19 protein-coding genes are annotated in these 18,985 nt (G+C 65.5%); 11 read left to right on the top strand and 8 right to left on the bottom strand.

The window, feature by feature from the left end; translation table 11 throughout:
• Nucleotides 1-71: 71 nt before the first annotated feature.
• From DWF00_RS28995 to dnaG, 3 genes are all read right to left on the bottom strand, one after another.
• Nucleotides 72-566, bottom strand: a complete 495-nt coding sequence (locus DWF00_RS28995; RefSeq protein ID WP_147283779.1) for a hypothetical protein — start codon at nucleotides 564-566, stop codon at nucleotides 72-74.
• Between the two features lie 489 nt (nucleotides 567-1,055).
• Nucleotides 1,056-3,074 (bottom strand): RNA polymerase sigma factor RpoD, encoded by a 2,019-nt coding sequence (gene rpoD, locus DWF00_RS07435; RefSeq protein WP_114831500.1) that lies wholly within the window; start codon nucleotides 3,072-3,074, stop codon nucleotides 1,056-1,058.
• A gap of 196 nt (nucleotides 3,075-3,270) precedes the next feature.
• The gene (gene dnaG / locus DWF00_RS07430) at nucleotides 3,271-5,178 is read right to left on the bottom strand and encodes a DNA primase (protein WP_114831499.1); all 1,908 of its coding nucleotides are present in this window, start codon (nucleotides 5,176-5,178) and stop codon (nucleotides 3,271-3,273) included.
• Between the two features lie 117 nt (nucleotides 5,179-5,295).
• On the opposite strand from dnaG, the gene DWF00_RS07425 reads away from it, so the two are divergent.
• Nucleotides 5,296-5,571 carry a type II toxin-antitoxin system VapB family antitoxin gene (locus DWF00_RS07425; RefSeq protein ID WP_114831498.1) on the top strand — a complete coding sequence of 92 codons (276 nt, stop codon included), beginning with the start codon at nucleotides 5,296-5,298 and terminating at the stop codon, nucleotides 5,569-5,571.
• Entirely contained in the window at nucleotides 5,568-5,957 is a 390-nt protein-coding gene (locus DWF00_RS07420; protein WP_245973784.1) for a type II toxin-antitoxin system VapC family toxin, read from the top strand. Before DWF00_RS07425 ends, DWF00_RS07420 begins: the two co-directional genes overlap by 4 nt.
• A 24-nt stretch (nucleotides 5,958-5,981) precedes the next feature.
• Here DWF00_RS07420 and DWF00_RS07415 read toward each other — a convergent pair whose 3' ends face one another.
• Complete coding sequence (locus DWF00_RS07415) at nucleotides 5,982-6,443, bottom strand: GatB/YqeY domain-containing protein (protein WP_114831549.1); 462 nt, start codon at nucleotides 6,441-6,443, stop codon at nucleotides 5,982-5,984.
• Between the two features lie 154 nt (nucleotides 6,444-6,597).
• On the opposite strand from DWF00_RS07415, the gene carA reads away from it, so the two are divergent.
• Nucleotides 6,598-7,806: a glutamine-hydrolyzing carbamoyl-phosphate synthase small subunit gene (carA, locus tag DWF00_RS07410; protein WP_114831497.1), complete on the top strand. Its 1,209-nt coding sequence runs from the start codon at nucleotides 6,598-6,600 to the stop codon at nucleotides 7,804-7,806.
• Nucleotides 7,807-8,145: 339 nt separating this feature from the next.
• Entirely contained in the window at nucleotides 8,146-8,946 is an 801-nt protein-coding gene (locus DWF00_RS07405) for a prephenate dehydrogenase (RefSeq protein ID WP_114831496.1), read from the top strand.
• A gap of 186 nt (nucleotides 8,947-9,132) precedes the next feature.
• Here the strand turns inward: DWF00_RS07405 and DWF00_RS07400 are convergent, their stop codons facing one another.
• Nucleotides 9,133-10,065, bottom strand: a complete 933-nt coding sequence (locus DWF00_RS07400) for a LysR family transcriptional regulator (RefSeq protein ID WP_114831495.1) — start codon at nucleotides 10,063-10,065, stop codon at nucleotides 9,133-9,135.
• A 91-nt stretch (nucleotides 10,066-10,156) separates the two neighbouring features.
• On the opposite strand from DWF00_RS07400, the gene DWF00_RS07395 reads away from it, so the two are divergent.
• The 5 genes from DWF00_RS07395 to DWF00_RS07375 all read left to right on the top strand — a co-directional run bounded on the left by DWF00_RS07395 (nucleotide 10,157) and on the right by DWF00_RS07375 (nucleotide 15,366).
• A complete protein-coding gene (locus DWF00_RS07395) occupies nucleotides 10,157-11,056 on the top strand; it encodes a DMT family transporter (RefSeq protein ID WP_114831494.1) in 900 nt (299 codons plus the stop codon).
• A gap of 69 nt (nucleotides 11,057-11,125) precedes the next feature.
• Nucleotides 11,126-11,641: a GNAT family N-acetyltransferase gene (locus DWF00_RS07390; protein ID WP_114831493.1), complete on the top strand. Its 516-nt coding sequence runs from the start codon at nucleotides 11,126-11,128 to the stop codon at nucleotides 11,639-11,641.
• Nucleotides 11,642-11,933: 292 nt separating this feature from the next.
• A complete protein-coding gene (locus tag DWF00_RS07385) occupies nucleotides 11,934-13,223 on the top strand; it encodes a DUF2169 family type VI secretion system accessory protein (protein ID WP_114831492.1) in 1,290 nt (429 codons plus the stop codon).
• Nucleotides 13,224-13,348: 125 nt separating this feature from the next.
• Nucleotides 13,349-14,938, top strand: coding sequence for a hypothetical protein (locus tag DWF00_RS07380; RefSeq protein WP_114831491.1), 1,590 nt, complete (start codon nucleotides 13,349-13,351; stop codon nucleotides 14,936-14,938).
• A 35-nt stretch (nucleotides 14,939-14,973) separates the two neighbouring features.
• Entirely contained in the window at nucleotides 14,974-15,366 is a 393-nt protein-coding gene (locus DWF00_RS07375; RefSeq protein ID WP_210207925.1) for a DUF4280 domain-containing protein, read from the top strand.
• 18 nt (nucleotides 15,367-15,384) lie between these two features.
• Here DWF00_RS07375 and DWF00_RS07370 read toward each other — a convergent pair whose 3' ends face one another.
• Nucleotides 15,385-16,638 carry an SAM-dependent methyltransferase gene (locus tag DWF00_RS07370; RefSeq protein WP_114831547.1) on the bottom strand — a complete coding sequence of 418 codons (1,254 nt, stop codon included), beginning with the start codon at nucleotides 16,636-16,638 and terminating at the stop codon, nucleotides 15,385-15,387.
• Between the two features lie 277 nt (nucleotides 16,639-16,915).
• Here DWF00_RS07370 and DWF00_RS07365 point away from each other — a divergent pair, with 277 nt between their 5' ends.
• The gene (locus DWF00_RS07365) at nucleotides 16,916-17,164 is read left to right on the top strand and encodes a PilZ domain-containing protein (protein WP_114831490.1); all 249 of its coding nucleotides are present in this window, start codon (nucleotides 16,916-16,918) and stop codon (nucleotides 17,162-17,164) included.
• A 101-nt stretch (nucleotides 17,165-17,265) separates the two neighbouring features.
• On the top strand, nucleotides 17,266-17,958 hold the full coding sequence (locus DWF00_RS07360) for a class I SAM-dependent methyltransferase (RefSeq protein WP_114831489.1): 693 nt from the start codon (nucleotides 17,266-17,268) through the stop codon (nucleotides 17,956-17,958).
• A 1-nt stretch (nucleotide 17,959) separates the two neighbouring features.
• Here the strand turns inward: DWF00_RS07360 and DWF00_RS07355 are convergent, their stop codons facing one another.
• Together DWF00_RS07355 and DWF00_RS07350 are read right to left on the bottom strand one after the other, a co-directional pair.
• Nucleotides 17,960-18,367, bottom strand: coding sequence for a GtrA family protein (locus DWF00_RS07355; protein ID WP_114831488.1), 408 nt, complete (start codon nucleotides 18,365-18,367; stop codon nucleotides 17,960-17,962).
• A 227-nt stretch (nucleotides 18,368-18,594) separates the two neighbouring features.
• Nucleotides 18,595-18,951, bottom strand: coding sequence for an ArsR/SmtB family transcription factor (locus DWF00_RS07350; protein WP_114831487.1), 357 nt, complete (start codon nucleotides 18,949-18,951; stop codon nucleotides 18,595-18,597).
• Nucleotides 18,952-18,985: the final 34 nt, after the last annotated feature.

The following is an 18,985-nucleotide window of genomic DNA, read 5'->3' as shown; positions in this document are numbered from 1 at the left end:
GCTCGGCCTCTAGCTCCGATGTCCCGAGAGAGCAACACACCGCATAAATTCGGATGGCTAAGTTGCGCTTCCTATAATCGCCACATTGAACGCTCTTTAGGTAGTTTCCAAAAACCTCCCGGCGTTTTACCTACCGAGGCACTCGCCCCAACGGTAGCATCTATTCCAAAATCGAGAGTAGAAAAGGCCAAAAATATCTCATTGAGATTGGCTGTTCGGTACTCCGTTGCTCTCTTCGCATAACGAAACTCGTTGCTCCCATGATGCTTATTCAAAAGTTGCACGAGCATACCCTCTTGGAAATCGTCCAGTCCCTCCGCACGGGCTGTTTCATGCAATCTCTGAAGATTGTGGCCTAACTCTCTCGTAAGGGTACGCTCACTGTAGCCCGCGTGCGTCAAAAAGGATTTTAGATAGAGCTCCACTGCAAACCCGCAGAGCATATGGAACGAGAGGAAGAATGTTGTATCGTTCGGTATCTTGAAACGGTTCGGACTGGCCATTATTACATAAGAAGATTGGACGTATCCCTTAGCGGTGCTGTATTTCGCAATTGCGTCAGACATTCGAATTCCCGCGTCGTGCGTTCATCTCTCCAAATCGCACACATAGAGCCGAGAGAAGACGTATTGCGTCAGGAGCAAATCGGCTCTGCAGTATGTAAGCCGTCGCACGGGACAGCCGACGAAAATCAATAGGCCGGGCATTGAGGAGAGAAGCTTCGCTGGTCGGACCACACCACAGAAGCACACACCCTGCCTGCCGACTCTTCAGGTCGCGGGTCCGCAAGCTGAATCGAACAGCCATGGCCTCGGGCGATACCGTGATGTGCTGAAACTCCCCATCGCCCGGCCGGATGGAGAGCTTCAAGTTGGCAGTTCGTGGCAGCACATCGGCAGGGATGCACTGAACGAATTAGAGTGGTGAAGCGCCGGAACGCTTCACCAAACGAACGAGCCTAAACAGCATTGGTTATCCGCCTCCGTTGCACGGTTAGACGGGCGCAAATGCTCGGCACATCTCAAGTCGTTGAAAGTGTCAGACTCCCAACGTTTTTAGTTATCCAGGAAGCTCCGGAGCTTCCGCGACCGACTCGGGTGCTTCAACTTGCGCAGCGCCTTCGCCTCGATCTGCCGGATGCGCTCGCGCGTCACGCTGAACTGCTGGCCGACCTCTTCGAGCGTGTGGTCGGTGTTCATGCCGATGCCGAAGCGCATGCGCAGCACGCGCTCCTCGCGCGGCGTGAGCGAGGCCAGCACGCGCGTCGTCGTCTCGCGCAGGTTCGACTGAATCGCCGCGTCGATCGGCAGGATCGCGTTCTTGTCCTCGATGAAGTCGCCGAGATGCGAATCCTCCTCGTCGCCGATCGGCGTCTCCAGAGAGATCGGCTCCTTGGCGATCTTCAGCACCTTGCGCACCTTTTCCAGCGGCATGGCGAGCTTCTCGGCCAGCTCCTCCGGGGTCGGCTCGCGGCCGATCTCGTGCAGCATCTGGCGCGAGGTCCGCACGATCTTGTTGATCGTCTCGATCATGTGGACCGGAATGCGGATCGTGCGGGCCTGATCGGCGATCGAGCGGGTGATCGCCTGCCGGATCCACCAGGTCGCGTAGGTCGAGAACTTGTAGCCGCGGCGGTACTCGAACTTGTCGACCGCCTTCATCAGGCCGATATTGCCTTCCTGGATCAGGTCGAGGAACTGCAGGCCGCGATTGGTGTACTTCTTGGCGATCGAGATCACGAGGCGCAGGTTGGCCTCGATCATCTCCTTCTTGGCCTGACGGGCCTCGCGCTCGCCCTTCTGGACCATCAGCACGATCTTGCGGAACTCCTGGATCTCCAGGCCGGTCTCGGAGGCCAGCGTGTGGATCTCCTCGCGCAGGCTCTTGATCCGCTCCAGCTCCGCCCCGACGAATTCGCGCCAGCCGCGTGAGCCGAGCTTGGAGACGCGCAGGACCCATTTCGGATCGAGCTCGCCGCCGACATGCTGCTTGAGGAAGTCCTCGCGGCCGACGCCATAGCTCTCGGCCAGGCGCAGCAGGCGCGTCTCGTGCGAGATCAAGCGCTTGTTGATGTCGTAGAGCTGCTCGACCAGCGCCTCGATGCGGTTGTTGTTGAGCGAGAGCGACTTCACCGCAACGATGATGTCGTCCTTGAGCTTCTTGTACTTGCGGTCCTGCGACGGCGAGAGCTTGGTGTTCTCCAGCCGGTTGGCGATGTCCTGGTCCTGCAGGCGGCGCAGTTTCTTATAGTTGTCGGCGATCGAATCGAAGGTCTCGAGCACGCGCGGCTTCAGCTCGGCCTCCATGGCCGAAAGCGACACGTTGTTCTCCATGTCGTCGTCGTCCAGGCCGTCCGGCGGGGCCTCGCCCTCGGGCGCAGCCTCCTCTGCCGGCTCGGGGGCCTCCTCGCCCTCGCCCGGCAGCTGCGCCGGGTTCTTGCCGTCGGGGCCGGCATAGGTCGCTTCGAGGTCGATGATGTCGCGCAGCAGCACCTTGCCTTCGACGAGTTCGTCGCGCCAGATGATGATGGCCTGGAAGGTCAGCGGGCTCTCGCAGAGCCCGGCGATCATCGCCTCGCGGCCGGCCTCGATGCGCTTGGCGATGGCGATTTCGCCCTCGCGGGAGAGCAGCTCGACCGAGCCCATCTCGCGCAGGTACATCCGCACCGGGTCGTCGGTGCGCTCGGTCGGCTCCAGGTTGCGCTTGACCTCGACCGGCAGCGCCGAGCGCTGCGTCTCGACGAGATCGCCGTCGCCTTCCTCTTCCTCGCCGTCCTTGCCGGCGCGCGCCGCGGCGCGCTCCTCGCCGGAGGCTTCGGGATCCTCGTTGTCGACGACGTTGATGCCCTGCTCGCTGAGCTGGCCGAGCACGTCCTCGATCTGCTCCGAGGAGAACTCCTCCGAGGGCAGGACTTCGTTCAGTTCGTCATAGGTCACGTACCCGCGCTTCTTGGCGAGCTTGATCATCCGCCTTACGGCCTGATCGGTGAGGTCGAGCAGGGGCCCATCGGATGTCGGGGGGGCTTCCGGCGCGACTTGATCGGCCTTTTCCCGCTCGCTCACTTTAGTCGCCATCAATCAGCGCTCCGCACTCTCGCGCGACCTGGAACCGAAGGTCCCGTGCCGACGCATAAAAGGGCGATGCGGCCGCTGGTCCGGCACGCTCACCCAGCCAAATCATCTCGTCCAGATGGACCCGATCATCGTTGATGAATCGTGAACCACCCGTGGCATGCCGCGCGACAGGGACGGCAGCGGCAAAAAGCACGGCCTATTGCTCTTCGGACATCGCCTCGGTCCCCTCGATTGTGTCGAGGCGGCCCTTGACGTCCTTGATCCAGGCGAAATTGGCTTCCGTCGCTTCGTCAGCCAATGCGCGCTCGGCTGCCTTCAACTCGCTATGTAGCGTCCGCGCCCGCTGATGCAAGACGATAGCCTGACGAATCGAATCAAAAACCGACTCCGGATCAGCCGCCCCGACGAGTTTCAGCCGCTCGGCCGGGCCGGTGACGGCCATCAGCGCCCCCTGCGCCTCCTGCACCCGGGGCTGCTCCAGCCGGCTCGCCAGCGCCTCGCGGTCGAGATCGCCATCGAGCGCGACGTCGAGCAGCACCTGCCGGAAGCGCTCGGCCGCCGGCCCGTCGAGCGCCAGCTCCGAAATCTCGTCGGCGCAGCGCAGCACGAGCTCGGGATGGCTCGCCAGCGCCAGCAGGATGAAGGCCTCGCGCTTATCCTCGCCGCGGCTGCGCGTCATCATGCGCGAACCGGCGAGCTGGCTGCTCGCCTTCAGCGGCAGCAGCGGCCGCATCGGCGCACCCGGCCATTGCCCGCGCTGACCGCCGCCGCCACCGCGGCCACGACCATTCGAATAATTTCCACCTTGCCCGCGGTCGCCTCGCGCCGGCGCGGCGCTGGCGAAGAGCTGGGCCAGCCGCTCGTCCATCTCGCGGCGATAGTGCCGGCGCGTCGCCTCATCCTTGATCTGCCCGAGCGGCTCCTTCAGCCGGCGCTCGAAGGCGGCCCGGCGCTCCGGCGTATCGAGCGACCCCGCCTCGACCTCGCGCGTCCACAGCATGTCGACCAGGGGCCTGGCAGCGCCGAGCACCTCGATGATCGCCGGCTTGCCGCCCGAGCGCGCCAGGTCGTCCGGGTCCTGCCCATCCGGCAGCAGCGCGAAGGAGAGCGACTTGCCCGGCTCCAGCATGGGCAGAGCCAAATCGATCGCGCGGCTCGCCGCCTTGCGCCCGGCCTTGTCGCCGTCGAGGCAGATCACCGGCTCGTCGGCCATGCGCCAGAGCAGGCCGAGCTGGTCCTCGGTCAGCGCAGTGCCGAGCGGCGCCACCGTCTGCGGGAAGCCGGCCAGCGTCATGGCGATGACGTCGACATAGCCCTCGACGACGATGACCTGGCCGGTGTCATGCGCGCCCTTGCGGGCATTGTGGTGGTTGAACAGCAGGCCGCCCTTATGGAAGAGCGGCGTCTCCGGCGAGTTCAGGTACTTGGCCGAGACCTCCGCGCTCATCGCCCGGCCGCCGAAGGCGATGACCCGGCCGCGCCCGTCATGGATCGGGAACATCACGCGGTCGCGGAAGCGGTCATAGGGCACGGCGATCTCGTCGCCATGCACCAGCAGCCCCGCCTCCATCATCAGCTCGGCATTGACGCCCTTGCCCGCGAGATGATCGCGCAGGGCGAAGCGGTCGGCGGGGCCATAGCCGATGCGGAACTGCCTGCGCGCCTCGCCCTCCAGCCCGCGCCCCTGCAGATAGCGCCGCGCCCCGGCGCCGCGCTCGCCGGCAAGCTCGGCCTCGAAGAACTTCGCGGCGAGCTCGACGACCTCGTGCAGCCCCTTGCGCCGCTCCTCCTGGACCTGCGTCTCATGGCTGACCTTGGGCAGGATGACGCCGGCATCGGCGGCGAGCTTCTCGACCGCCTCGGGAAAGGAGAGCCCCTCGGTCTCCATCACGAACTTGAAGATGTCGCCGTTCTTCCCCGAGGAGAAATCGAAGAACGAGCCCTTCTGGTCGTTGACGAAGAAGGACGGCGTCTTCTCGGCATTGAAGGGCGAAAGCCCTTTCCACTCCCGCCCCGACTTGGCCAGGCGCACGCGCTTGCCCACGACCGCCGAGACCGGCAGCCGCGCCTTGATCTCCTCAAGGATGGAGGGCGGGAATTTCATTGCTCTCTATCTGGGGCCTGCCGCCTCCGAAGCCAATCGCCGTTATCGAATCGCACTGGCTTATTGGCGCTATCCACAGCGCCATGATAAAGAAAGCGACGCAAAAGGAAGACAGCAATGGCCCTCAACATCAAGGATTCGGAGACGGAAAAGGCCGTGCGCATGCTGGCTCGCCGACGTGGCCTGACGCTGACCGAAGCGGTACGCCAGGCGGTGCACCACGAACTCGACAAAGACGAGTTGTCGGAGGAGGAGAAGGAGCGGCGGGTGGCCGCGGCGCTTGCGCGGATGGAAGCGCTCGACCGCAAATACGGCATCAAGCCTGCCGAGCGCAGCATGACACGAGAGGAGATGGACGACGCGATCGGCTATGATGAGAACGGCATGTGGTGAGTCTCGTCGTCGATACCTCGGCCATCGTCGCCTGCCTCATGAAAGAACAGGAAAGGCCGGCTTTCATGCGCTTATTGACGCTTGCTCAACGACGGGTCCTGTCGAGCGTCAACCTGCTGGAGGCGCGCATCGTGCTCACGGGCTCCAAAGGGTTGCCGCGTGAGTGGGTCGACGAGTTCATCGGCAACGAGAACATCGAAATCATCCCCTTCGACGAAGCCCTCTCCGACCTCGCCTTCGACGCCTATCGCCGCTTCGGCAAGGGCCGCCACGCCGCCCGCCTCAACATGGGCGATTGCGCGGCCTACGCACTGGCAAAGGCTCGCGGCTGGCCACTGCTCTACAAGGGCGAGGATTTCGCGCTGACGGATATCGAGCGGGCGTGAGCCCGCTCGACCTACCCAGCTGAGTCACCCGCCCAGCGCCGCCTTCACCAGCCCGCTCGCCTTGGCGAAGTCCATCTGGCCGGCGTAGTTGGCGCGCAGGATCGCGATGACCTTGCCCATGTCCTTGACCGAGGCCGCGCCGCTCTCTGTCACGGCCGCAGCGATCACCGCCTTCACCTCGTCCTCGCTCATCTGCTTGGGCAGATAGGCGGAGATGACGTCGACCTCGGCGCGCTCGCCGGCGGCGAGTTCGGGGCGGCCATTGGCGTCGTAGATCGCGATCGATTCCTGGCGCTGCTTGATCATCTTTTGCAGCAGCGCGAGGATCTCCTCAGCCGTGGCCTCGCCCTTGCCGGCGCCGCGCGCCTCGATGTCCTTGTCCTTCAAGGCGGCCTGTACCAGGCGGATCGCCGAGACCTTGCCCTTCTCGCCGGCCTTCATCGCCACCTTCAGATCTCCCATGAAGCGCTCGCGCAGGCTCGTCATCTCTGTCATTCCCTTATCTCACGACAGGCCAGCGTAGGCCCCAGATTGACGGCATGGACCCGCGCCTTTAAGGCTCGCGCTCCAGACCGGCGGAGCGCGAAGCCGCTGCCCCACCCCCGCATTGCCGCCATCGCGGCCTGGACGAGACATAGACATGACCGCTTCCGAAGGAAACCCCGGCCAGGACGGCTGGACAGAGCCGCGCGCCACCGCCCTCCTCGTTCTCGCCGACGGCACGGTGCTCGAGGGCTTCGGCCTTGGCGCCATAGCCGAGGCCCCCGGCGAGGTCTGCTTCAACACGGCGATGACCGGCTATCAGGAGATCCTGACCGACCCGTCCTATGCCGGGCAGATCATCACCTTCACCTTCCCCCATATCGGCAATGTCGGCGTCAACGACGAGGACACCGAGACGGTGAACGCCGCCTCCTCCTCCGGCGTCCGCGGCGTCGTGCTCCATGCCGACATCACCGAACCGTCGAACTGGCGCGCCAGCCGCCATCTCGACACCTGGCTGAAGGCCCGCAACATCGTCGGCATCTGCGGCGTCGACACGCGCGCGCTCACCGCGCTGATTCGCGACAAGGGCATGCCGAACGCGATCCTCGCCCATAATCCGGACGGCGTCTTCGACGTCCCGCGCCTGAAGCAGCAGGCTGCGGCGCTGCCGGACATGGCCGGGCTCGACCTCGTGCCGCTCGTCACCGCCGCCCAGCGCTACGAGTGGAGCGAGACGCCCTGGCAATGGCCGGCCGGCTACGGCCAGCGCGAGAGCGTCGCCCACAAGGTCGTCGCCATCGACTACGGCATGAAGCGCAACATCCTGCGCCTGCTCGCCAAGGCCGGCTGCGAGATCACCGTGGTGCCCTCGACCACATCGGCCGACGACATCCTGGCGCTGAAGCCCGATGGCGTCTTCCTCTCGAACGGCCCGGGCGACCCGGCCGCCACGGGCGAATATGCCGTGCCGGTGATCAAGCAGTTGCTCGACCGCAGGATCCCGACCTTCGGCATCTGCCTCGGCCACCAGATGCTGGCGCTCGCCATTGGCGGCCAGACCATGAAGATGAAGCAGGGCCATCACGGCGCCAATCATCCGGTGCAGGACAAGACCACCGGCAAGGTCGAGATCGTCTCGATGAACCACGGCTTCGCCGTCGACCCCGCGACGCTGCCGGCCAACGCGACCGAGACCCATGTCTCGCTCTTCGACGGCTCGAATTGCGGCATCGCGCTGAACGACCGCCCGGCCTTCAGCGTCCAGCACCATCCGGAAGCCTCGCCCGGCCCGCAGGACAGCCACTACCTCTTCACCCGCTTCATCGACATGATGGACGCCGAGAAGGCGAAGACGGCGGCCTGACAAGGCGGCCGCCCTAGCAAACTCTCAGCCCTCACCCTGAGGAGCCGCGAAGCGGCGTCTCGAAGGGTGAACCAGCGGGCTTCCGAACCTCCTGGAACATCCTTCGAGACGCGCCTGCGGCGCTCCTCAGGATGAGGGCTCAGGTTTCGAATGGCTCCCGCATTGACAGGCCATCCAGCACGCGATTTAAGCGCGTCATGACCATGTCCTGCCTTCTCGCCCGGAACTATTACGCCCCGTCCTCATAAGGCGGGTTGCATTTCCATGCTCAACCGCCGCGCTGGCGGTTGATGAATTCAGGCAGTCACCCGGCATCGCGGCCCTCTCAAGGACGACGCGATGCACACCCCACGCAGACAGATCTCCTCAATCGGCGTCATGGGCTTCGGCGCCTTCGGCCGGCTGATGGCCACGCATCTTCAGCCGCATTTTGCACTCTCGGTCTTCGATCCCGGCCAGCCCGCGACGGCCGATAGTTCGGGTAAGGGGCTGACGCCGACCGACATCGCCGGCATCGCTGCTTGCGGTCTCGTGATCCTGGCCGTTCCGGTCGACCAGCTTCCGGCAGCACTCGCGGCGCTGAGCCCACATCTGCGCGCCGGCGCCATCGTGCTCGATGTCGGCTCCGTCAAGATCGGCCCGGCCATCGCGATGCAGGCCGGGCTACCCGAGCATGTCGAGATCATCGGCACGCATCCGCTCTTCGGCCCGCAAAGCGGACGAAACGGCATAAGTGGCCTGAAGATCGCCCTCTGCCCGATCCGTGGCCGCAGCGCCTGGCGTATCGCTGCCTTCCTGCGCAAGGTGCTCCGCCTCAAGGTGATCATGACCACGCCCGACGCGCATGACCGTGAGGCGGCCATGGTCCAGGGCCTGACCCATCTCATCGCCAAGATCCTGGTGCGGATGGAGCCGCTGCCGCGCCGGATGACCACCGCGAGCTTCGACCTCCTGATGCAGGCGACAGAGATGGTGCGCTACGACGCGCCCGGCGTCTTCCTCGCGATCGAGCGCGCCAATCCGCATGCCAAGGCGGTTCGCGACCAGTTCTTCGACCTTGCCGAGGAGATGCGGATGTTGCTGGAGAATGGGCACAAGTCCGCACCAGCCAAGACAAGCCGGAACTTGGCGACAACCTGACCGCGTCATCCCGGACGAAGCGAAGCGGAGCTCCGGGATCCATCGTAGAGCATCGCCCTCACCGTCATGCTCGGGCTTGTCCCGAGCATCCACGTCTTGAACGGTGCCCGCGATAAGCGAAGACGTGGATGGTCGGCACAAGGCCGACCATGACGGGCAGGGGCGGGCTCGTCCGGGAAGACGGCCTTAAGCCGCCCTCGCCTCGCTCTTCAGGAACGCGGCAAGCCGAGCCTGCGGCAGGCCGGCCTCCGCGGCAATCCGCGTCGCCAGCGCCATCGCGGCCGGACGTGGCTGGCCGAGCGGCCGGTCGAGCCAGTAGGAAACCGGGTTGAGCGCCGTGCGCTTGTCGACCACGGCAAGCCGCCACGCATCGATCTGCCCCTGCGCCAGAGGCGGGCGCGCCATTGCGACGCCGAGCCCGGCGGCAGCGGCGTCCAGCACGAGGTTATAATCCTCGAAGCGGCGGTCCTGCGGTCGCGGCCGATAGTCGAGCCCCTGCGCCAGGAACCAGGCGCGCCAGCCGGCCGCATCGGAATCATGGATCAGCGGCTGCTCAAGCAGGCGCTCCGGCTTGCCCGCGCCTATGGCCTGCGCCAGCTCCGGCGAGGCGATCGGGAAGCACCATTCCTCGAAGAGCTGCACCGAGACCCGGCCCGGCGCGCCGCCGCGCCCGCAGCGGATGGCGAGGTCGATGCCCTCGCTTTCGAGATCGACGCGGCGATGGTCGATCTGCAGCAGGATGCGCAATTGCGGGTCGCCCGTCTCCAACCGCTTCAGCCGCGGCATCAGCCACAAACTGCACACCGAGGGAATCGCACTGAAGCGCACCACCGCAGCGCCGCGCGGCTCGCTCCAGCGGTCGGAGGTATCCGCGATCAATGCGAAAGCTTCCTGCGTGCGCTGCATCAGCCGTTGCCCCTCCGGCGTCAGCGCCACGCCGCGCGCCTGCCGGGTGAAGAGCCGCGTGCCCAGCCAATGCTCGAGCTTGGCGACCTGCCGGCTGATCGCGCCATGGGTCAGGTTCAGCGCCTCGGCCGCGGCCGAGAAGCTGCCGGAGCGGGCGGCGGCCTCGAAGGCGCGCAGCGTGTCGAGTGGGGGCAAGGCCGAGCTGTGATCCATACTCACAGATCATCCCTCAATTACTCGTTTGTCAATCAGCTCGATCGGGCGTCTATCGGGGCAACCTGTCGTCCCACCCGAGGACCAACCCATGACCTCCGCCTCCCCCGCCCTGCCGGCCGGATCACGCCCCGTCTTCGACGCCACGCTGATCTTCACGATCAGCTTCACCGTGATCGCCTGGGCCTCCTCCTTCCCGGCGATCCGCGCCGGCCTGGGCAGCTTCGGCCCGCTGGAGATGGCCGCGCTACGCTTCGCGCTCGCCGGCGTGCCGGCCGCGCTCTTCCTCGTCCTCACCCGCGCGCCGCTGCCGGCGGCGAGCGACATCTGGCGCTTCCTGGTCGGTGGCATCGTCTTCATCGCGGGCTATGCCGTGCTGCTCAATCTCGGCCAGACCGTCGTGCCGGCCGGCGCCGCCAGCTTCATCATCAACACCAACCCGATCATGACCGCCGCACTGGCGATGCTCATTCTCGGAGAGCGCTTCAGCCTGATCTCCTGGCTCGGCACCGCCGTCTCCTTTGCCGGCATCGGGCTGATCGCGCTTGGCAACGGGCTCAGCCTCGACATCGGCATCAGCGTCCTGCTGATCCTTGGCGCCGCCTTCTGCAATGCCATCACCACGGTGGTGCAGAAGCCGCTCTTCGCCCGGCACAAGCCGCTCTCGGTCGCCGCCTGGAACATGGCGATCGGCGGGCTCGCGCTCTCGCCGCTCCTGCCGAACGCCATCGCGCAGGCGCAGGTCGCCTCGACCGAGGCGCTGTTCTCGGTGCTCTACCTCGCCATCGTCTCCAGCCTCGCCGCCTACGGCACCTGGGCGATCACGCTCTCGCGGCTGCCGGCCGCCCGCGCCTCCAATTTCCAGTATTGCGTGCCGCCGATCGCGACGTTGATCGGCTTCCTCTGGCTCGGCGAAGTGCCGAGCGCGCTGGGGATCGTCGGCGGCCTGATGGCGCTCGCCGGCGTCGTCATCGTCAACCTGAAGCGCTGACCCGCTTGCGGCAACCTGAAGCGTTGACCTGCTTGCGGCGCATGCCGATCCCGTGCTCTCGTTCGCGCAATGGCGAGCGAGAGCACGATCCTGATCAGGCCGCTTGGCCCTGACGATTCCGAAGCCTTTCGGAGCCTGCGCCTCGCCGCGCTGCAGAGCGCGCCCGAGGCCTTCGGCGCCAGCCATGCTGAGGAGGCGGCGCAGCCCCTCGCCTTCTTCGCAACCAGGCTTTCACCGGAATCGCCGAGCCAGGTCTTCGGCGCCTTCCTCGACGATGCCCTCGTCGGCACGGCCGGCTTCCTCGCCATGAACTCGCCCAAGACCCGGCACAGGGGCAAGCTCTGGGGCGTCTACGTCGCCCCGGCCGCGCGCGGCCACGGCCTCGGCGAGACACTGGTCAGCACGGTGATCGACCATGCGCGCCGCCACGTCCTGGTCCTGCAAGCCAATGTCGTCACCACGAATCGCGCGGCCTACCGCCTCTACGACAGGCTCGGCTTCGAACCCTACGGCATCGAATCCCGGGCACTTCACGTCGATGGCGTCTTCCATGACGAGGCGCTGCTGGCGCTTGATCTGGGCTAAAGCATCGGACCGAAAAGTGGGAACCGGTTTTCGGAACAATCCGATGCTGGATCAAAGAGCTAGATCGCCAATTGTGCATCCGAATGGATGCACCGCGATCTAGCTTACGTCCGCTTTCCGCGCATTGCGCAGGATCACCCGGCATCGGCGCAAAATAAACCGGCTAACTATTACAATATGAATCGCAAGTCACGGACAAGATTGCCGTCATAACCATGTAGCGGCGACCTCTTAACCTTTGTCGATTAAGGAACCTCGCGCACGTTACCGAGGGCAGGCCGGACTCCCTTTGATGAAACTGTTCTCGTCGCTCCCCTACAAATTCATCCCGCTCGACAGCACGCTCGACCCGGCCAAACCGGAGCTGAGCTTCATCGTCAAGGCCACGTTCTCGCTGCAGAACTGGCGCATGCCGACGACGCTGCCGGCCGAGGAGCAGGCCGATTTCGCCGGCGACGAGCGCTACATGGACGAGATCGGCCGCAGCCTGCGCTATGCCAGCGACCTCGTGCCGTTCAAGCCCTTCGGCGAGGTGCTGCTCACCGCCAATTGCCACGCGCCGGACAATTACCCGGCGCCATCCGTCGATGCCGGCCTCACCATCGGCCCCATCAGCAAGCACCTGCGCGTCTTCGGCGACCGCGTCTGGCTGCGCGACCCGCAGGGCCAGTTCATGATCGAGGGCCCGGCCCCCTTCATCCAGATGCCGCTGCGCTGGGAGCGCGCCTTCGGCGGGTTGAACCTGCCCGAGAACCCGATGGGGCGCGGCATCGAGCCCTGGACCGCCGAGGATGGCCGGAAATTCCTCTACCTCGCCAACATCGAATCGCCCGACCTGCCGATCCGCGGCCACGACCATCTGCTGCCGCCGGCCTGCTTCGCGCCGATCTCGCCGAACTGGCAGCCTCGCTTCGGCCGCGAGGGCACGCGCGACCAGCATTGGGCCACGTTCGTCGCGCCGCTCCGGCCGCGCGACCACGATCCGCGCGCAGCCCAGGCCGCGCCGGACGACCAGTGCCTGAAGAGCGGCTACTGGACCGGCGACGAGCGCATCGAGCTCACCAACATGCATCCGGACCATGCGAGCTTCACCACAGCCCTGCCGGGCAAGCGCCTGCGCTGCTTCATCGAGGCACTGACCGGCGAGGGCGAGAAGCTCAAGTTCGGCGAGGTCCCGCTCGACTTGGACACCGTCCATATCGACATGACCAGCGAGCGCCTGCAGCTGATCTGGCGCCAGCGCTTCCTGCCACGGCTCCAGGGCGGGAGCGAGATCCAGGCAGTCTATCTCGCGGAAGAGCTGTTGACCGACGAGCCGGCCTCCGTCGCCGCCCACTATCAGGACTACCTCAAGCTGAAGGGCCCCGAGCCGGAAGCAAACGCGGTCAAGCTCGCGCGCGACGAACAGGCCGCGCTTGGCGATGCCCGCAAGACCCTGGTCGACGCCAAGGTCGACGAGGCCGTCATCGCGAAATTCGACGCCGCCCCGACCCCCGACGCCAAGTTCGCGATGCTGATCGAGCTGATGCAGAGCAAGACCGCCGAGCTCGAAGCCATGACGGCCTCGATGAAGGCGCGCTAGAGCATCGGACCGAAAAGCGAAATCCGGTTTTCGGAAAAATCCGATGCAACAACAAAGGTCTAGATCGCCACTTTGCGCGGTAGGACGCACGGCGATCTAGAGCGCGGCAACAGGAAGCAGAACCGATGGTCACCAACAGCGACATGCTCTTCCAGGCGACCGACTCGGCCGATGTCGATCAGCCTTTGCTCGGCGCCAATCAACCGGCTGTGGGCATCGATACCCGGTTGCGCCTGGGCTATCCCCGCCTGACCGAGCAGGGCACGACCGAAACCGATGCCCAAATCGCCCGCAGCGCCGCAGCGGGCATCCCGGCGGAAAACCTGCCGACCTACACCAACGACGTCACGACCGCACCGGCCCTGACGGACGCGCTCGCCGACGTCAAGCGCGCCTTGATGTTCACCCCGCATACGGGAGCGAGCTTCATCACCGGCGGGCGCTTCAGCGGCTATCTCAAAAGCAATTTCGACGTTCGCGTCCTTGACGGCGCGGCGCTGTTTCAGGTCGTCGACCAGACCTTCGAGGCCGATCCCGACAACGCCGGCAAGTTCAAGCCCGGCCTCAACTACCTGCGCGTCGGCAAGCCCGAGCCGAAGCTGACGGGCCAGGACGGCAAGCCGCTGGAGCGCGGGTCCGACCTGCTGATGGACCAGAAATACGAGCCCGGCATCGGCCTGTACAGCGATGGCGAGCTCAACGTCTGGACCAAGCGCGACATCAATCTCTACACCAACAAGTCGTTCAACGTGATCGCGGACGAGAAGGCGATCGAGATCGTCGGCGAGAACTACGAGGTCACCTACGAATACCCCAGCGAGGACGACGAGAAGCGCGTCAAGGAGGGGAAAGCCAAGCCCGGCGAGGTCGACCGGAAGATCGTCGCGGTCGAGATGAAGCGGAAGGGCGTCACCGGCTGGTACAAGCAGGAATTCAAGCGCGGCATGAGCCTCGACTTCTCCGCCGCGAACAAGGGAGACGTCTCCTTCAACTCCTCCTACGGAGTCTCCGTCGGCGCCAAGATCGACCACTCGATTGGGCTCGCCTACGAGACCTCGATCTCGGGCAAGATCGAGCTGAGCAAGAGCTGGGGCATCGAGATCGGCGGGGAAGGTGCGGTCAGCAAGGGCACTGCCGGCCGCTGGACCCAGAACGACCAGAACACCATCTCCGCCAACGAGAAGATCACGCTCAAGGTCAGGGATCTCGGCTCATTGCCGTTCCAGACCGCGGCCACGGCCTACAAGGTCGCGGCCTATGCGGCGACGGCCGCGCAGATGGGCGCGTTCCTTGCCTATAACGCGACGCTGCTGGTCACCTCGGCGCAGAAGCTCGGCCCGGCCGGTGCCGACGAGGCGGAGCCCGACAACGCCCATGGCCTCCGGACCGACCTGGATGCGGGCATCTACATGTATGAAAGCTGCGCCCTGCTGAGCGCGGTCACAGCGGCAGCAGGTGCTGTCCTGGCAGCGGTTCAGGCCCGGAACCTGCAGGTCCCAGTCGAGGATCCGCTGGCGCCAAGGATCGACATCACCAGCACCGGCATGGTGCTGCGCTGCGGCGCCAACGGCATCCATATCACCAATGCCGGCGTGAGGATCGTGGCCAATACCGGGACCGTGGAGATCGGCGGCACGGCGGTCAAGAATATCGGAGCGCAGATCCAGCACGTGCCCGTGCCGCCGATCATGCCCCTGCCCCGCATCGGATCTTGAAGCACGTTCATCATCAGCGATCGGGAAGCGCCTAGATGTCGCAGTTCCTCACCACGGCGACCCTGCTCGAGTGCAGCATGGGCGCGATGCCGACGCCGTTCGTCGCCGATCAGCTGCCGGCGGTGCCGACGGAGGCGGGATTGCCCGCCGCGACCATCGTCCAGATCGTTCCCGGCAAGAACATCATGCCCTTCGGCATGTGCAAGAGCCTGGCCAATCCGACCGTGGCCTCGGCCACCGCGGCGGCGCAGGGCGCGCTGACGCCGATGCCGTGCACGCCGACGATCCCCGCGCCCTGGGCGCCGTCATCGGTCTGCTCCTCGCATATGGGCGTGCCGCTGGCGACGGCCCAGAGCATCTGCGCCTGCGCCTTCGGCGGCATGGTCAAGGTCTCACAGAAGGCGCCCGGGCCGAGTTCGACAACCTGAGCCCAATTCCAAAGGGCCTCAGAAGCCGCGCGCCTCCAGCTCTTTCTCCGCGTCGGTGATGTAGTCGCGGATCACCGGCACGGCGCTCTTATGCGGGCCAAGCAGGAGCTGGAACACCATGTCGCCGCCAATGTCGAACGAGATCGAGCAGGCGCAGAGGTAGAACTCCCACATCCGCGCGAAGCGCTCGCCCATCATCGCCACCACCTCCTCGCGCCGCGCCATGAAGCGCTCGCGCCAGGCCTCCAGCGTCCAGTGGTAGTGCCGCCGCCAGAACTCGCAGTCGGAATGCCAGAGCCCGGTCTGCTCGACGGCCGCGAACACCTCCGACAGCGCCGGCGCATAGCCACCGGGGAAGATGTACTTGTCGAAGAACGGGCCGGTGAAGCCGGGCGGGCCGACGCGGCCGATGCAATGCACCAACGCGATGCCATCAGGCGTCAGAAGCTCGCGGATGCGCTCGAAATATTCGAGGTAATGCGCGACGCCGACATGCTCCATCATCCCGACCGAGACGATGCGGTCGAACGTGCCCTCGAGCTCGCGATAATCCTTGTTGATGAAGCTGACGGCATCGCCGACGCCGGCGGCATCGGCCCGCTTCTGCGCGGCGGCCATCTGGTCGGGCGAGACGTTCAGACCCGTCACCTTGGCGCCGCAGGCCTTGGCCAGGTAGATCGCCAGTTCGCCCCAGCCCGAGCCGATATCGAGCACGCGCATGCCGGGCTCGATCTTCAGCTTGGCGGCGATGTGCCGGAGCTTCGCCTTCTGCGCGTTCTCCAATCCTACGTCCGGCGAATGCCAGTAGGCGCAGGAATAGGTCATCGTCTCGTCGAGCCAGAGCCGGTAGAAATCGGTCGGGATGTCGTAGTGGTGCTTCACCTTCTTGCCGGCAATGCCGACAGGGTTGTGCATGCGCCAGCGCCTGATCCGGAAGCGCACGTTGCGGATCGCCTTCTGCAGCGGGTGCTTGCGCAGCTCCTTGCGCTGCAGCCAGAACAGGCTGAGCAGGTCGTGGATGGAGCCCTCCTCGAAATTGACGCGCCCGTCCATGTAGCCTTCGGCCAGGGCCAGCTCGGGATTGAGGAAGATCTCGCGCTCGATCTTGTTGTCGCTGAAGCGCACCGTGACCTCGGGCGCGATCTTGTCCTGGCCGGCGAAATGGATCGGCCCGGCTCCCGGCCCGAAGACATGGCGCTGATTATCGGGCGTGATCACCGTCAGGCGGCCCTGCCTGACGAAGCGCTTCAAGAGTTTAGGCAGTAACAGCATCGGCATCCCCAGAGTCGGGCCAGACCTTAGAGAGCTTTTGAGGTTTCTACCAACCTCGACGTCCGTAGCCTTGCCTGGAGCCACGGGCCTCCCCCTCGTCATTGCGAGCGCAGCGAAGCAATCCAGGGGGGCTTGCTCGCCCGGTCCCCCTGGATTGCTTCGCTGCGCTCGCAATGACGGAGATGGGGGCTCCTATCGAACCGAAGGCTCTCAAGCCTCGCACCATCCAGCGGCCTTAGCCTGCCGCGCAGAATCGTCGCGCGAGAAAGGGAAGCGCATGGAGAATCGGGGTGCGAGGCGATGGCGTGCGCGGCTGCGCATGGTGAGGCTCTTCGACACGTCCCGGCGCTTCCTCGTCGAGTGCCGGGTGCTCGACCTGTCGCTCACCGGCGCCCGCCTGAAGCCGGAAATCGACCGGCCGCTGCCGCTCACGCTGAACTACAGCGACGGCGACGACCGGAATTTCGCTTCGGCAACCCTGATCTGGGTCAGGAAAGGCGAGATCGGCATCCGCTTCGTGGATTGAACCCGAACCGCCTCGCCGAACTTGTTGCGATCTCCCGCTCGTCGTAGTCGTGGCTTCAGGGGCGGCAAGGCGCTGCCCATCGAAGGGCGAATGACGGCACCATGTCCTGGCGCGATTTCTGGAACGGCGACCATGCGATCTACGTCTCGCCCCGCCACAAGCTGCTGCATTATCGGCAGGTCGCCGCCGACCTGATCCGTCACATCCCCTCGCGCGAGGCGATCGTGCTCGACCATGGCTGCGGCGAGGCGCTCTCCGCCGACCGCGTGGCTGCCGCCTGCGCCAGGCTCTACCTCTGCGAGGCCGCGCCCAGCGTGCGCGACAAGCTGAGCGCAAGCTTCGGCCATATCCCCACCATCGCCGTGGTCTCGCCCGAGGAGGTCGCGGCGCTCGGTGATGGCGCGCTCGACCTCGTCGTCGCCAACTCGCTGATCCAGTATCTCAGCCGCGAGGAATTATCGGAGCTGCTCGGCCTCTGGCGCGCCAAGCTGAAGCCCGGCGGCAAGCTCGTGCTCGCCGACGTGATCCCGCCCGATGTCAGCCCGCTCACCGACGCCTCGCAGCTCCTCGCCTTCGCCTGGCGCGGCGGCTTCCTGATCGCGGCGCTGGCCGGTCTGGTGCGCACGGCGCTGTCCGACTACCGCAAGCTGCGCGCCGAGCTCGGCCTCTCGACCTATGCCGAAGCCGAGATCACCGAGCTCATCGGCGCGGCCGGCTTCGCGGATGTCGAGCGCCAGCAGAACTTTGGCCACAACCCGCACCGCATGACCTTCGCCGCCCGCAATCCGGGCTGAGTCACGCCCCTTCCCGGTCGGCGAACGAGAAGAACTTGTGGCCGAGGAAGGAGAACACCATCACGATCAGCGTGGTGACCACCTGCATCAGCAGATAGGGCAGCCTCAGCCTGTCGACGAAGAGATGCATCAGGATGCCGGTTAGCACGAAGCCGCCGAGCGCGATCAGCGCGAAGCGCCAGGTCGCCTGCGCATGGCTATGAGTCGCGTCAAAGGTCAGCCAGCGGTTCAGCGTGTAGGAGACGATGGCGCCGAGCGCGAAGCCGGCTAGCGTCGCCGGCACCGGATCGACTCTGGCCAGCTCCACCAGCCCGATCAGCAGCGAATAATGCGCCACCGCGGTGACGCCGCCGGCGAAGACATAGGCGATGAGCTGGCGCGAATGGCGCGGGAGGCGGGAGAGCGGCATAAGGGCAGTCTATAGCCCGGATTGCCGAAGGATTGTTTACGGCCGCGCCAAAGGTTGCCGCCCGCTCAGCCCTCATCCTGAGGAGCACGAAGCGCGTCTCGAAGGATGCTCCAGGGGGTTCGGAAGCCCACTGGTTCACCCTTCGAGACGCCGCTAAAGCGGCTCCTCAGGGTGAGGGCTCGAATCTCTGGTCAGAAACTCAGGATGTGGGCTGAGTGAGTCGGCGCTCAAAGTGCGATCAGCCGGCCTTCCGGAATCCGCGGCACCGAAGGATCGCGCCTTGCCGTGGCGATGATGCTGTCGAGCAGGCCGGGGAAGCGCGCGTCGAGGTCCTCGCGGCGCAGGCTGACATAGCGCGACGTTCCGGCAGCCCGGACCCGCGTGACGCCGGCCTCGCGCAGCTTGTTGAAATGATAGGTCAGCAGCGAGGGCGAGCCGAAATCGGTGAAGCTGCTGCAGCGCGACTCGAATTCCTCCGCCTCAGCCATGGCGAGCACGATCGCCAGCCGCGTCGGGTCGGCCAGCGCGGCGAAGACCGCGGCAGCTTCGATATCGGCGATGTCCGGGTGGAGGACGGGCTTCATCTCACCGAGATAGGCGGATTCATCACTGCTGACA

Source organism: Allobosea caraganae (assembly GCF_003351345.1).
Taxonomy (GTDB): domain Bacteria; phylum Pseudomonadota; class Alphaproteobacteria; order Rhizobiales; family Beijerinckiaceae; genus Allobosea; species Allobosea caraganae.
The sequence above is the reverse complement of the archived record's forward strand: the minus strand, read 5'-3'. Positions and strand labels throughout refer to the sequence as shown.